The organism is Microcoleus sp. D2_18a_B4 (assembly GCF_036702475.1).
GTDB lineage: Bacteria > Cyanobacteriota > Cyanobacteriia > Cyanobacteriales > Microcoleaceae > Microcoleus.
In genome coordinates, this window is record NZ_JAUBTL010000030.1 from 71,185 (window position 1) to 85,817 (window position 14,633).

Genomic DNA, 14,633 nt, shown 5'->3' on the forward strand with positions numbered 1-14,633 from the left:
CCGATTTTGATTTCTTTTCTCAAGTTTTTGGAAAGAAATTAATCCCTGTGAATTTACCTCTATCTTAATAGGGAAATGATTTGATTGAAACTGTAATAAAATTAATATATTAGAGTCCCGACTTCTTCAAAAAGTTGGGACTCGGGGTATTTTGTTATGGCTGCGCCTCAATTGGGACGATCGGCTCTTTGGCAATTTCGCCCAATGTCACTGAATCCAGCAAGCTTTCCCAATCAGCCTTGAACGTTGTATCATTAGGCTGATCGCGGCGAGCAGCAGCTAGGGTGCTGAGGGCATCTTGCCAAATCCCATTTTCAGCATAAATAACGGTTTTCTGGCGCGGATCAGCCTGCTCTAATTTACTGCGGATATCTGCACTGAGTTCAACTCGCCGTACAGTACCGAGTTCAATCTGATCTGCCGATCGGTCTAGAGAGTCGCAAATCACTGTAAAATTCCAAGTGTAAGTTTTACCTACTTCCAAGGGCGGCACATTTTGGTTAGCGGGAATACTAACGCCGATCACCCCTGATAAATTCCTAATTGTGAGATCCTGTTTATAAATCTGCTTGCCGCTTTCATCTTTTAGGATAAATTCGGCTGATTCGGCCTCTGTTTGAGGCAAGTAGAAAAAGAACGTTGGATAGTCGGAAACAGTCCGTCCCTTCTTATTTGTAGGCACTAAGGCTGTGAGACCTAACTGACTAATGCTCGCGCAGCCGCCGCGCACAGGGCGTCCCGGTTGAGTGGGGGGCAGCTCATCTATATCTTCACGGGGCTGAACGAAGCGCGGCCCTCCCGATTCAGTGGATGGTTTGCCCGGCTGCTGCGGTATCTGCGGCTGTCCCACAACTGCAAATTGGGAAATGTTAAGTGTGACGATTGATACTACCGCTGCCATTGATGTCAGGTGGATGAGAAACTTAGTAATTTTTTTCATTGGCTTCATGAATGTTTAGGGATAGCTGCTATTTATTTACTTTTTTTTAATTCCCAAAACGCGGTAGACATTAACTTTTTGTTCCCTGCCTCTTAACGGTAAAGCTCCCCAAGATTCTACTTCAAATTTGCCTGCCAGATGCAGTAAGGTTTCTTCTGCAATCAATATCCGGCAAGTGTCCTCTTGGCGATCCTTTTCGCAGCTTTCCAGGCGAGAGGCAATATTTACGCTGTCGCCGATCACTCCATATTCTAAACGGGTTGAGCCTCCCAGACTACCCACCATCACAGGCCCTGTAAAGATGCCTACTCGCATTTTTGCGGCCGGTAAACCGCGTGTGAGCCAATTTTGATTCATTTGTGGCAAGCGGGAACTTATAGCTAGAGCGCAAGATACGGCGAGGCGAGCATCTTCTGCAATTTCTTCTGCAGTTGTGCGGGGAATGGGTACGCCAAATACTGCCAGCATTCCATCTCCGGTAAATTTATTAATCACGCCTTGATGTGCTTGGACTTCTTGGGCCATTGCTGATAAATACTCATTTAACCAACTCATTACTACTTCTGGCGGTAGTTTTTCGGAGATTGTACTAAAACCCTGCAAGTCGGTGAGGACGATCGTAGCAGTAACTTTTTGACCGGGCAATAACCCTGATTCGAGCAGATGGACGCGCTCTTTCCACAAGGCATTTGCGATCGCGGGTGAAGTTTGTTGCCCTAATAATTTCATGACAATCCCTTGCTGTTGCCTAGACTGCTCGTACTTATAGGTGACTGCGACTCCTGCGGTGATTAAAAGTGCCAGGGTAGGGGAAATTAGAGGTATCCAACCCTGTTGCATGAAGAGGAAAAAGGTAAATGCGAATAATGATCCGCAAGCTGCGATCGCACTTCCCATCAAATTCAGCGATTTTTCTAGCCGCCAAGTTAAACAGCCGCCGACTGCACTCCACACAGTGATCCAGAGAATTTCTTGCCATTCGTCCCAATACCAAAATAGCCCTTGGCCGTCTAAAACTGCACTGAGAATTTGGCTGGTGGCAGTTGCATGAATTAATACCCCAGGAATCAGGCGGTTTCCGCTGGCATTAGCACTGTAAGGGCTGGAGAATAAATCTTTGACAGTTCGGGCTGTAACGCCTATTAACACTATTTTACCCTTCACCAATTTAGGATCAACTTTTCGATCCAAAACTTGAGTTAGTGTCACGCTCTTTGCTATATTTTCAGCAGATCGGTAATTGAGTAAGACTTGATAGCCTTGGGCATTAATTTTTTGATAACCTCCTGAGTCCGATCGCAATTTTGAAAATACTGTTTTATTAGCCTTAATTTCTTGTTTCTCTGTCAATTTAGAATCTATTTTTTTGCTATCCAAATAGGCAAAAGCTAGCCGCATTGAAAATGAAGCCAGTGTCGTTTTACCATCGCCAGCAAACATCAAATTACGACGCACTCTACCATCGGGATCGAGGACTAAATCGTTAAAGCCTATCCGATTTTCTGGTATATTGGGAGGTGGCGGAGCTCGATCGTACTCTGAGTTGCCGATGAAGGTAATGGGAAATACTTTGGGGTTTTTCAGTTGAGTTGCTAATTCTGCATTCCCAGGTTCGTAGGGAGTCGTGCGAAGGATATCTATGCCAATAGCTGTGGGTTCAAGACGCGCTATTTCTGCGATCGCTTTTGCTAAAGTACGATCTGAAATTGGCCATTTTTCAATAGTATTAATATCCTGATCGGTGATGGCCACTATCAGCAACCTGGGGTCAGGGCCCTGATCGGACCGCAACTGCACCATGAGGTCGTAAGCATTTAATTCTAGTGGCTGCAACCCGCCTAAATGCCTCACTCCCAATAGAGTTCCCGTCACGACAATCCAGATAATAGCAAGAGGTTGCAAGTCAGGGAAGGGGAAGAAATAAGTTAAGTTTTTCCAACGTCTCTCCGCCAATTTATGATAAATTCTATTAAAGAATTTGGGCATAAAATTTTTTGCTTCAACCCTCATTGACAAAGTTTGCTACATCTTAACTTATCACTGATGCCCCTTACCGATGCCCAATTTTTAATTTTCTTGTGCGGTTTTCGCGATCGCACTTAATTGCAATCCCTGCGGATAGCTGTTTTCTTCTTTGCTGCGCTTGATGTCTGTTTCGGAAATCTGGGGTTTGAGGTATTTTGCCAAAACTTTAACCACGTCACCCCGATCGATCGTCCCCGCTACTGAACCAATCGGCGAGAGGACGATGATTCGGGGGAGTTGACGGGCTTCCATGCTGTTAATTACTTCTGCGAGGGATGCTTTTTCCGAGACTGTGGGGGTTTTTCCCAGGGGTTTCAAAATGTTGTGCAAAGTCTGAACTTGCCATTGACTGCGTTCTGTGAAGCGGATATCGTCGATCGACACTAAGCCCAAATCCCGGCCGTTGGTCGCAGCAATGTAAAATGGAAACGGATTGACTTCTAACAAATATCGATCAGCAAACTCTCGCAGAGTCAAATCTGCATCTACAACTCGAAACTCGCGACTCATAGCATCGCTGGCTTTAATTTTGAGCAGGGCTTCTTGCAGCGAAGTCAATCTGCTATAAGCAGTGGCATTGCGAATGCCAAACCAGCCGATCAGCGCAATCCACAAGCCGCCGTACTCGCGCGCTAAAAAGCATAAACTCAGCCCCAAAGCAACAGCCAGCCAGCCTAAAACTTGTCCTGTTTTTGCCGCCCAGCGAACGCCGGCAAATCGAGAGCCGGTGATTTTCCAAATAGCTGATTTTAAAACTTGTCCTCCATCCAAAGGCAGACCGGGAATTAAGTTAAATAATCCCAAAACGAGATTGATTAGTGCTACCCTTTCGGTGACAATTGCTAGCAAACTTTTCGGGGGAAGAACTTGAGAACCCAAACCCAGGATTAAAAACAGCGCAAAGCTGACGAGAGGGCCGGCAATAGCTACTTGAAAAGCTTGACCGGGAGTTTTTGATTCCGAGTCGATCGAAGCTACTCCGCCAAATAAGAATAAGGTAATAGAATTAACTTTAATGCCTTGCGATATCGCCGCCAAGCTGTGTCCGAGTTCGTGCAAGAGCACGGAAGCAAACAGGAGCAGAGCTATTGCTAACCCCGCACCCCAGGAGAGCGCAGGCCCCCACAGGCGGTAACTGCTGGCGTATTCGCGGGTTGCTAAGGCTAAAATTATAAACCACGAATAATCTATAACTAGGGGGATGCCAAATAAAGAGCCGATTCGCCAACCTGTCTGCATGAATTTTCCTGGGAAAGGAGAGCAAGAAAGAGTTTCTATTATATCTTTTCTACCCCTTGCCTTTGCCTTTCCCCTGATTTTTACAGAACTCCGGCGTTACCCAAGCCCAAGATTACTCCGGCTCCGAGCAAGTGGCCGAAGCTGGCTGTTGCCAGCAATTCTGGTACGCCGAAGCCTTTGAACATTCCAGGGAGTGCAACGGGTAAAGCTGGGCCCTTGCCTCGGTTTTGCTTGGAGATGCCGTAGTAGCCGATCGTGATCGCCAGCAAATTGCATAAAATCATTGTCAGTCCTACCAGTGGCGACCACTCCGGTGTTGAGGGAGCGGTAGATTGTACGGCTAACAGCAAAGATGAGGTGATCATGTTCTTATCTCCTGATTTCACAGATAAATTGATTTCCAAGATTATAAAAAGCGGTTTGCATTAAACTAAGATTTGTTTTAATAGTTAACAATTCGTTGATATTTTGATACAAATTCGGAACGGAGGACGAGGAGTGCGGGTTAAAATTTGCGGAATCACTAAATTAGACCAAGGAATTGCGATCGCCCGCTTGGGAGCCCAGGCTTTGGGGTTTATCTGCGTGCCGGCTTCCCCCCGCTATGTCAGTCCAGAAACAATTCGCCTGATTGTCGAGCAGTTGCCGCAAAATGTCGATCGCATCGGCGTTTTTGCCAACACCACAATAGAAAATATCTGTCAAGTAGCGGCAGAGTCAAATTTAAGCGGGGTGCAGTTGCATGGAGATGAAACAGCGGAATATTGCGATCGACTGCGGGAGTTTTTGCCGGGAATTGAAATTATCAAAGCCCTGAGAGTTAAGACTCCTGAAACTTTAGCCACCGCTGCTGTTTATGCTGTTCGTGTCGATACTTTACTGCTGGATGCTTACCATCCAGAGCAATTGGGCGGTACTGGTAAAACGATCGACTGGATGATGTTATCAGAGTTTAGACCGCAGTGTCCTTGGCTGCTGGCGGGCGGTTTAACACCCGATAATATTTTAAATGCAATTGATAGTGCGATCGGGAATGGGAGCATCTCATTTTTGCAGCAAAGCTCGAAATTGGAATTAGGAGTCAGGAGTCAGGAGCCAGGAGAAAAGAGTCAGAAGGAAGAAGAAAGAAGTGTTTTTGCAAATATGAGATGCTCCCTCGGCAATAACTTCAGCGGTGTTGACCTTTCTAGCGGCGTAGAACTAGCACCAGGAGATAAAGATTTGACCAAAGTTGCTCAGTTGTTTGCTAAATTAACTCAACTTGCTCATCATTGATAAATTGGCAATACCAAATTCGCGCTTTTTATGCGATTCATTCTTTAGTCAGCGTGAGCGAAGCCTGCCTTATACAAGGCAGACATCGTTTCTAAAGTAGCGGTTTCAACCGCAGTTTATGCCGTTTATTGTTTTATCGGCGGATCTCAAAAGTACGCGCGGCGGAGCTATCTTGAAGGGAATCGCCCTCCGGGTCTTCGTATTCCAAAACCAACTCACTAACCGTAGCACCGGTGGGGCCGCGGCGGCACCAACTAATCATTCCTTCCACAGCTTTTTTGGAGCCTTCAAAGACAGCCTCGACGCGGCCGTCAGGGAGATTTCTCACCCAGCCGCCCAGGCCGAAATACTTTGCTTGATCCCTTGTGGAATATCGGTATCCTACTCCTTGAACTAATCCCGAAACAAAAACGCGGACTCTGACGGGCGGCAATGATTGGTTTTGCATATTGACACTCCCCTGGCTGAAGCCGAGGGGATTCTTAATTCAGCGACTGACCTTAAAATGTTCTGTCCTTGCGGCAATTCTTAAACCTTTCAACCGTGGGGATACCACCAATTGACGAGCCTAACTCAGAAACATCCCAGCGGATCTATCTCCAAAAGCGTACTAGGATATTTCCCGCTTTGTTCGGGTATGCCCTACCCTACTTAACAATTCGAGCGTAAAAAAGTTTGTGTTTGCTGGATTGAAACCTACATTTTCGGTTTGGACTGTTTATAGTGTTTTCGCCGCACTTTGTCCCCCAGTTTATGCCTAAAAGTGTGTCTCATGTCCCGTTTCACTTCGGGCAAGGGAGTTTAACCCTGACTGTTTCAGTTTACCATACTGTCCCGTCGTGTCCAAAACTTTTCACGAAAGTTTTTTGAATTGAAAAGATGAGATTTTAGATTCAGGACTGGGGTAAAAAGAGCAGGCAGGATTTATGCTGCAACGCCCTTTCATCCCCGGACTGAAGTCACGGGGTTTTCAGGCTATTCCTTATAAACGGCTCAACTTACTGCTAACATCTGTTTGAAAATTTTAAGGATCAGTTTGATTATGTTAAATTTTAGTGCGATGGCGCTGCCGGGATTCCTGATACGCCGCATCACCCTAGCTTTTTCAACTATTCCCGATTTCACTGATTGGCTGGTTGCAGCTATGCTCGCGCTGGTTTACACTTCGATCGCGCTTTCCGTGGGTTTTTGGTCGGGATTTCTAAAAGTAGACGTGCAAACCTCTCGGCGTACAATTGTGGGAGTGCTCATTGGCTGTTTGTTAAGTCCGGGCATCACCGAGGAATTATTGTTCCGGGTGTTAATGCTGCCGCACCCGTTGGAGAAGGCTTCTGGGTTAATGCTGTGGTTTTGGGGATGCGCGAGTTTGGCGGTTTTTGTAGTTTACCACCCGCTGAACGCGCTGACTTTTTACCCGGTTGGTCGATCGACCTTTATGAATCCAGTATTTTTGCTACTGGCGGCAATTTTGGGAGTTGCGTGCTCCCTCGCATACCTGCAAAGCGGTTCTATCTGGCCTGCGGTAGCGGTTCACTGGCTAGCAGTGACAGCCTGGCTGTTGCTACTGGGCGGTTACAGGAGGCTGTATGGTTAAATGTAAAAAGTCCAGCATCACTATTTTGTCGGGAGGATCTCAGTTGTGGGTATCATAGGGGCGATCGTAGGTTTTTTGGCAGGGGTAGCAGTTGCTTACTGGTTAGTGGAAAAGCGCTTAAACAAGCAAAAACAAGAATACTTGCAGCAAACTCGCAGAATTACTGAGGAAATAGAATTAGCTCAGATGTCTCGGGTGCGACAAGCTGTCGAATCTCAGAAAGGAGAACGGGAAAATCAGCTTAGAAAAGCTACTATCGAACACGACAATTTACTCAGACAAGTTACTACCCAATACGAAAACCAGCTCAAACAAGTTGCGGCTCAATACGAAAATCAGCTCCAACAAGTTTTGGCAGAACGCGACAGTCAGCTCCAACAAGTTGTCAGCGCACACGAGCCTGAGCTGCGCCGACAAATCACCGAGGAATTAGAAGCTGCTAACAATGCTAGGATGCAGCAAAATATCCAATCTTTGCAAGCAGAACACGAACATCATTTACTCAGAGTTGCTGACGAATTGCATCTAAGTTATCAAGCTCAGATGGAGCAACATTTGCAAAACCTCCAAGATGAACACGAAATTCGCTTGAGGCAAATTGCCGAGGAATATGAGAACCGCGAGGTTGAGATGCAGTTAAATATGGAGGCTTTGCAAGAGCAATACGAGAGTCAGTTGCAAGCGGCTCACGAGCAGTTGAGAGAGCACGAAGCTCAGATGCAAGCTACTATCAGGTCTTTGCAAGAGCAGTACGAGAGTAATGTACAACAACAAGAAGTCCCGGAGCAGCAGTTCAGTCAGTTAAATTCCACAGAATTTGCCGAAGGTTTATCACAAGAAGAAGTTTGGCAGCAACTGTCAAGTGAGTTAAATAAAACAGAAGTTGAAGAAGAGTTAAATTACACAGATTTTTCGGAACCACAATCAACTGATTTACATCAACCCCAAGTCGAACAACAGCTTCCAATTACCAGACAAGCACCAAGCTATTCTCTACCGCAGTTGATGGGATGTGTTCAAAGTCAGGACAAAGAAACCCGCAAGTTTGCAGCGTCTGCTTTAGGTAAAATGGCTGCTGCTAATGCTCTGAGATCCGAAGGTGAGCGAACAATAGAAACCTTGGGAAAATTAGCTCAAGATATTCACCCGGAGGTGCGCGAATCTGCTGTGGAAGCACTAGCAATGATTAAGTCTGAAAAAGTTATTCCGCTGCTACAAAAAGCTTTGCGAGATATAGATAGCGGTGTGGCTAAATCGGCAAGTGCTGCGCTCAATAAGTTTAAGTTTTATCCGCGCACTCCGGCGGCTAAGCCGAAAACTGTTGATCTGAAGAAACCAAAGCGTTAAGCATTTACGAGCATAAATATAGCAATTGTCAATTGCCTACAACACAGTAGGGATACAACATGGTTGTGTCCTTACCGAGGTGCTGTATTTCACTCAATTTCGATTACTACCACAAACTGTGGAGGTTGGGTTGAGGAACGAAATCAAACTCAATTATTCGATGGACAACTCGCCCAATTCTTAGCAGAGATAGCAGATACCCCGCTGTTTAAAACCGTAGGCTGAAACCTTTTTTTAGCAACTGGCAATTGAAATCGCTTCTTGTATCTACACGCATCCTGTAGGGGCGGGTTTTACCAATCATCTATGCCAGAAACCAACAATATAATAAACCCGCCCCCACGAACACGACAAATCCGAATATACATTTTTTGGATTCGCTCGAATATCAGGTTAATCTGGGTTATCGGTTGTGTGGGGGCGGGTTTACAAGATTGTTTGCGGTTATCAAATATTGTTGGTAAAACCCGCCCCTACAGTTAACTCGTGACTGATGACTAATTTAAAATCGCTGCTTTGTACCGAGTATAAGTTTGATGTCGCCGGAGTCGCTAACCGCCATATCTAAGCGAATTAATCCAAAGGACGATCGCACCCTCACACCCACCCCAACACCAGCCCCAGTCCCCGGTTTCTCCCTGACTACCGCCGGTTTCCCCAACACGCTATCTCCTGTGCCCAAATCCGACGCAAAATCAACAAATATCACGCCGCCAACATCCTGACCCACAGGAAACCGATATTCGCCGGAAGCTAAAAAATAACTCCGCCCACTGCCAATATCCCCGCTATCGTAGCCCCGCACGGAATTGCGGCCGCCGAGGCGAAAAGCTTCCGTTGGTGGCAAATCCCCGATTACCGTACCCGCTTGCAAGTTAAAAGCCAGCATTTCGGGCAAGGCTTCGGACTCGCTGATGCCGAACAAAGTTGCGGGTACATAATGTATATAATTCGCCAACAGCCTGTTACTCACAATGTTACCTCGCCCCAAAGGTATCGACTGCTCGGTGCTGAGGCTGAGAATCGAGCCGCTGGTAGGGTTGAAGGGATTGTCCCGCCGATCGAGCATCGCACCAAAAGAAACAGTGTATAACTCGTCAACGCCGCTGCCGCTGAATGTGAGAGGATTGCCGAGTTCGTCGCGGCGGGCAATATTTAAGTTGCGATCGCGCGTACTGATATTTGTATAATTCAGTCCCAAAGTCGATTGCCAATCGCCCAAAGGTCTGGTAAACCTGAGATTTCCCCCCATCCGAATTTCCCGAACTCGGTTCCCGTTGGGCAAATCAATATCTTTGTTGAAAATTTCCGATATTCTGCGATCGCCAAAAGCTCTCACACTGTATCCCAAACGGTCTTCGGCGGCAACGTAAGGGCTGACAAACTGGACATCGTACTGGATACCTCGGAGGCTGGGCTCAAGTTCTACCGCCAGCCGCTGCGGGGTTGTTCCGAAAGTTCGATCGGTATAGGAAAGAGGAACAGCAACGCCAACATCATCACTAAGACTGGCACTCACGCTAAAAGAGCGAGCCGATCGCTCTTGAACGTTGTAGATTACATTAACATCCGTGCCAACTTCTTCGATCGAAACCGTAACCTTGTCAAACAATCCCAATTGCTGCAACTGCTGCAAATCCGATCGTACAACTTCCCGGCTGTAGTTATCCCCCGCCTTGAGTTTGAGCTCACCTCGAATAAAATCTTCCGAAATTCTGCCCTCAACCGGATTCCCTTTTTTATCAACAGCTTCGCCTCTGGAATTGACAAAGCGAATTTTCACATCAGCAACGTAAACGCCTTCAGCATTGCCCGCTTGACTGATTTGTAGAGTTCCGCCTAGCTGTCGGGCGTTGCTGTTTACTGCTTCGGGGATTTCGGCTTGTGCCGCGATCGTCGCCGGAGTTTTTAACGATGTAAAATCTTTATTGTGGCTGGACTTGAGTGATATCAATTCCTTACCTGATCGCTGCACCCCGCGTACTTCAGCCAACATTCCTGTTCCACAAAACAATTCATCTCTTGTGGAACGGGCATCTTGCCCGTTGTTGACAGATGCTGCACCGTTCTTGAGAGATGCTGCACCATTCTCAATCAGCTTTTTATGAACAGGCAAGATGCCTGTTCCACAAAACAATTCATCTCTTGTGGAACGGGCATCTTGCCCGTTCTTGACAGATGCTGCACCGTTCTTGAGAGAGGTTGCACCATTCTCAATCAGCTTTTTATGAACAGGCAAGATGCCTGTTCCACAAAACAATTCATCTCTTGTGGAACGGGCATCTTGCCCGTTCTTGACAGATGCTGCACCGTTCTTGAGAGAGGTTGCACCATTCTCAATCAGCTTTTGATGAACAGGCAAGATGCCTGTTCCACAAAACAATTCATCTCTTGTGGAACGGGCATCTTGCCCGTTCTGGAGAATGGTGCCAGATGTGAGACTCACCTCATCCTCCTCCCTCTGTGCCTCTGCAGTTCGTCGCTTGTCATCTAGTCTAGATCCCCCTAAATCCCCCTTAACAAGACCCACTTTGAGCATATTTCTTGTCCCCCCCTTAGTAGGGGCGGTGCCCCCGTGCCCGCCCTTGGTTAGGGGGGATCTAGACTTCGCTACAAACAAGAGAGACGGTGGGTTTAACGTTAAGTTATCACCAATGACCTCATCCTCCTCCCTCTGCGCCCTCTGTGCCTCTGCGGTTCCCTCTCTCAACTGGGCCTCAGTCGGTGCGGCACTCGGATCGATCGCCCGCGCCGCCAATTCGCCACCCGCCAGCGCCGCCAAAGTCAAAAATGCAATAATCGAAATTCGCATAGACATTAAATTTAAAGCACACCCAACGCATATTACCCAAAACCGGGTTCCCTGCATAATTAGCCGAAAAGAAACCCGGTATTTTTGAGGCTACCGGGTTTCTGGGATGCTGAAATGTGGGAAAGTTCGATCGACAGTGGGCGATCTTAATGACCCAGAAAAATTTGTTTAAATAGCTTGTCGAGAAACACGTTTCTCAAAATGAGCCTGAGTCTGCTGCAACAGTTGTTCGCGACTATCCTTAGCGGTGGTAATGGTAGGGAGCAAGTTGCGAGCTTGTAAAGTCATGTGAAGCTGTAGGTGTGCTACGTACTCACTGACATCTTCGCGAAGAGAGCAAGCCGGGTACTGTTTTAAAGTAGAGTTCAAGGTGTTCTCCTGCTTTGGGTTTGTAGTTTTTTCTAATAATCATAGACAATATCATGGTCTATTTCTAACTGTGTACTCCGTAATGAAGTTTAACCTTTGGACTCCTGTTTTGTTACAATCCTTTACAAATGTCTCTTACTTATCAGGAGTCGATCCCCATGCAGTCTCAAGCACTTGTAGGACGAAAGCACACATTAAGTACATTTGTCAATAGCAGCAGCCAAACAGCAGCCTACCTGGACATCGGGTGCGGCCGCCCCTTATTGATGCTGCACGGTTTCTTCGGAGAAAAGACTTGCTGGCTGCCATTAATTGAGTTATTGCAATCTCAGTTTCGGTGCATCAGTTTAGATATGTTAGGTTTGGGAGAATCCAGCAAACCAGAAATCCGCTACGACGTAGCTGTAGAAGTTGCTTTTGTCCGGCAAGTTGTAGAACAACTAAATATCGAACCATGCTGCATCATCGGACATTCTTTTGGCGGTTGGGTAGCATCTGCATATTCCCTAAAATATCCTAATTCTGTTAGCAGTTTAGTGTTAGCAGCACCGGCGGGAATTCGAGACGACACTTTTTGTGCTCAATACGATGCTTTGCGGCCCCTGTTGTGGGAAACTCCAGTTGTTGATTGGGCCTTGCAGTTGGCAAAACCTTTTGCTAGTTTAGCGGGAAAAAGTGAGCAATTGCAGCAAATTTCTGGGTGGCGCAGGGAGTTAATGTCTCAACCAGTAGCAAGGTCTTTTTTAATGAGCCGGATGCGGCCAGAAGATGCAGTTGATACAGTAGAAAAAGAAATTCACAAATTGCAAATTCCTACCTTAGTCATCGCAGCAGAGAGTGACGAAACAATTCCTCTATGGCACTGTCAAACCTACGCGGGCGAGATACCGGGGGCAGAGTTAGCAATTATTCCCAATGCCACTCACGGGTTGCCGCAAACTCAAGCTCCCATCATGGCCAAGTTTATTAGTAAATTTTTGAATAGTTAAGAAAAACGGTGCAACAAGCGGAATCCTGAAAATTGTGATAGGCCACAACGGTAAAATAATTGTGTTTTAGTATACTACTCTACTACGAAATACAGAATATATTGGTGAGTGTCTTGTACAAAAACTTTTTATGGCTCTTAAATCTTGTGTCAGCAGGAGCTACAGACATTTAGGCGAGTCGGGGGCATTACCAATGGCGGCAGTGAAAAACTACTTTAATCTGGAAGAAATTACGACAGCCAGAAGAATTAGTGCTGCGGTAATTAACATCAGCGGCCGCCAGCGAATGCTTTCCCAACGAACGGCTTTTTTTTGCATGAGGTTAGTTTGCTCTGAGAATGCGGCAGAAAGAGCAAAACTGCGCGGGAATTTGTTAGAGGCGATCGAGCTTATGGAAAAATCGCACCGCGACTTAATTAATATTGGCAGCAGCATCAACTTATTGAGTCCCCCTTCAGCCACCGTCAAGGCAATGTATTTTGAGCCGCCACTGTATTTAGACAAACAAGTGCGCGCATATATCGATCGAATTAAAGCCTTGGTGCAAGTTCCCGATGCCGAACTCAGGCTGGGAAATCCCCATCTGCTGTACATTGTCGAAGCAGCGGGCGGCGACTTGCTAGAAGCTTTCGATGCCGTGGTGAGTCAATACCAGCAAGAAAGCGAAATCGAACAATTTGAAATCGATCTTAAACAGGTAGAACTTTATCAAGAAAGTTGTGCTGCTACCTCGAAAGCGGAAGCTCAAGCGGCCCAGCTCGATCGCGCACTTTGCGAACTCAAACAAACTCAAGCTCAACTCCTCCACAGCGAAAAAATGTCTTCCCTGGGAGCGCTAATGGCTAGTATCGTCCACGAAATTAATAACCCAGTTAGTTTTATTTACGGCAACTTGAGCCATGCCGCAATTTATACTCAAGATTTGCTGAACCTGCTGCGTCTCTATCAAGAATGCTATCCCAATCCCTGTCCCGAAATCACAGCTAAAATCGAAGAGATAGATCTTGATTTTCTAGTTGAAGACTTGCCTAAAGTTATGTCTTCCATGCAAATGGGTTCCAATCGCATTCGCGAAATTGTCAAATCTATGGGCAACTTTTCGCGAACCGATAACAGTAACATGACCCTGTGCGATTTGCACGACAGCATTGACAGCACCGTGTTAATTTTGCGAAACCGTCTCAATTCTCAAATAGACCGTCGCGACATTCAAGTAGTAAAAAATTATGGAAAATTGCCTGCAGTAGAGTGTTATTCAGGACAGCTAAATCAAGTATTTATGAATCTAATTACCAACGCGATCGATGCTTTGGACGAGGCAGCACAAAATCAGCCCAATGCTGCGCTAAAAATTTCGATCAGCACAGAGTTAGCTGGGCCCGATCGCGTGAGAGTGCGGATTGCTGACACGGGAAGCGGAATGACACCACAGATAAAAGAGCGAATGTTCGAGCAGTTTTTCACCACCAAGGAAATCGGTAAAGGTACCGGTTTAGGATTGTCTATTGTCTACAAAATCTTAGTAGAAAATCACCGAGGATCGCTCCGGTGCGAGTCAGAACCCTGCAAGGGAACCGAGTTTATCATTGAACTGCCGATCCAGCAAACTTAAGCAATTTACCCAAATTTATCTATTTAAATGTGGCACGGGCGTCCCGCCTGTGTTAAATGTGGCACGGGCGTCCCGCCTGTGTTAACTGTGTGTGGCACGGGCGTCCCGCCTGTGTTAACTGTGGCACGGGCGTCCCGCCTGTGTTAAATGTAGTTAAAATTTACCAAGAAACTGGGTCTAAAGCCCCGTCCTTATAGGACGGCTTTAATTATAAGTAATATGAAGAATTATTAAATATACATACTTGTAAGTAAAAGTTTTAGCAAAAGTGAGAGACTATTCCAATGATAGTTTTAGAGTTTAAGTTGAAGGGCAAAGCGGAACAATATCGAATCATAGACGACATGATTCGGGCGGCTCAATTTGTCCGAAATAAAACTCTTAGACATTGGGTAGACAATCAAGGGATTAAGCTAGTAGACCTGTACAAA

Annotated in this window: 12 protein-coding genes; 5 read left to right on the forward strand and 7 right to left on the reverse strand. The window is 46.3% G+C overall.

Annotation, left to right across the window (positions count from 1 at the left end; all coding sequences use genetic code 11):
• Positions 1-154: 154 nt before the first annotated feature.
• From QUB04_RS18165 to psaK, 4 genes are all read right to left on the reverse strand, one after another.
• Entirely contained in the window at positions 155-940 is a 786-nt protein-coding gene (locus tag QUB04_RS18165) for a DUF928 domain-containing protein (RefSeq protein WP_333286431.1), read from the reverse strand.
• Between the two features lie 36 nt (positions 941-976).
• Positions 977-2,926 (reverse strand): adenylate/guanylate cyclase domain-containing protein, encoded by a 1,950-nt coding sequence (locus tag QUB04_RS18170; protein ID WP_333286434.1) that lies wholly within the window; start codon positions 2,924-2,926, stop codon positions 977-979.
• An 81-nt stretch (positions 2,927-3,007) separates the two neighbouring features.
• Complete coding sequence (locus QUB04_RS18175; protein WP_333286436.1) at positions 3,008-4,204, reverse strand: site-2 protease family protein; 1,197 nt, start codon at positions 4,202-4,204, stop codon at positions 3,008-3,010.
• Positions 4,205-4,284: 80 nt separating this feature from the next.
• Positions 4,285-4,569 carry a photosystem I reaction center subunit PsaK gene (gene psaK / locus QUB04_RS18180; RefSeq protein ID WP_333040629.1) on the reverse strand — a complete coding sequence of 95 codons (285 nt, stop codon included), beginning with the start codon at positions 4,567-4,569 and terminating at the stop codon, positions 4,285-4,287.
• Between the two features lie 133 nt (positions 4,570-4,702).
• Between psaK and QUB04_RS18185 the strand changes: the two genes are divergently transcribed.
• Positions 4,703-5,479 carry a phosphoribosylanthranilate isomerase gene (locus tag QUB04_RS18185; protein WP_333286438.1) on the forward strand — a complete coding sequence of 259 codons (777 nt, stop codon included), beginning with the start codon at positions 4,703-4,705 and terminating at the stop codon, positions 5,477-5,479.
• Between the two features lie 133 nt (positions 5,480-5,612).
• On the opposite strand, the gene QUB04_RS18190 is transcribed toward QUB04_RS18185, so the two are convergent.
• Entirely contained in the window at positions 5,613-5,927 is a 315-nt protein-coding gene (locus QUB04_RS18190) for an acylphosphatase (protein ID WP_333286440.1), read from the reverse strand.
• 594 nt (positions 5,928-6,521) lie between these two features.
• Here QUB04_RS18190 and QUB04_RS18195 point away from each other — a divergent pair.
• Both QUB04_RS18195 and QUB04_RS18200 read left to right on the forward strand, forming a co-directional pair.
• Positions 6,522-7,073 (forward strand): CPBP family glutamic-type intramembrane protease, encoded by a 552-nt coding sequence (locus QUB04_RS18195; protein ID WP_333286442.1) that lies wholly within the window; start codon positions 6,522-6,524, stop codon positions 7,071-7,073.
• Between the two features lie 45 nt (positions 7,074-7,118).
• A complete protein-coding gene (locus tag QUB04_RS18200; RefSeq protein WP_333286444.1) occupies positions 7,119-8,420 on the forward strand; it encodes a HEAT repeat domain-containing protein in 1,302 nt (433 codons plus the stop codon).
• Positions 8,421-8,922: 502 nt separating this feature from the next.
• Here QUB04_RS18200 and QUB04_RS18205 read toward each other — a convergent pair.
• A complete protein-coding gene (locus QUB04_RS18205) occupies positions 8,923-11,238 on the reverse strand; it encodes a BamA/TamA family outer membrane protein (RefSeq protein WP_445301070.1) in 2,316 nt (771 codons plus the stop codon).
• A gap of 162 nt (positions 11,239-11,400) precedes the next feature.
• A complete protein-coding gene (locus tag QUB04_RS18210) occupies positions 11,401-11,601 on the reverse strand; it encodes a hypothetical protein (RefSeq protein ID WP_006634481.1) in 201 nt (66 codons plus the stop codon).
• Positions 11,602-11,729: 128 nt separating this feature from the next.
• On the opposite strand from QUB04_RS18210, the gene QUB04_RS18215 reads away from it, so the two are divergent.
• Both QUB04_RS18215 and QUB04_RS18220 read left to right on the forward strand, forming a co-directional pair.
• A complete protein-coding gene (locus tag QUB04_RS18215) occupies positions 11,730-12,590 on the forward strand; it encodes an alpha/beta hydrolase (RefSeq protein ID WP_333286449.1) in 861 nt (286 codons plus the stop codon).
• A gap of 130 nt (positions 12,591-12,720) precedes the next feature.
• On the forward strand, positions 12,721-14,202 hold the full coding sequence (locus QUB04_RS18220) for an ATP-binding protein (RefSeq protein WP_333286451.1): 1,482 nt from the start codon (positions 12,721-12,723) through the stop codon (positions 14,200-14,202).
• Positions 14,203-14,633 lie beyond the last annotated feature (431 nt).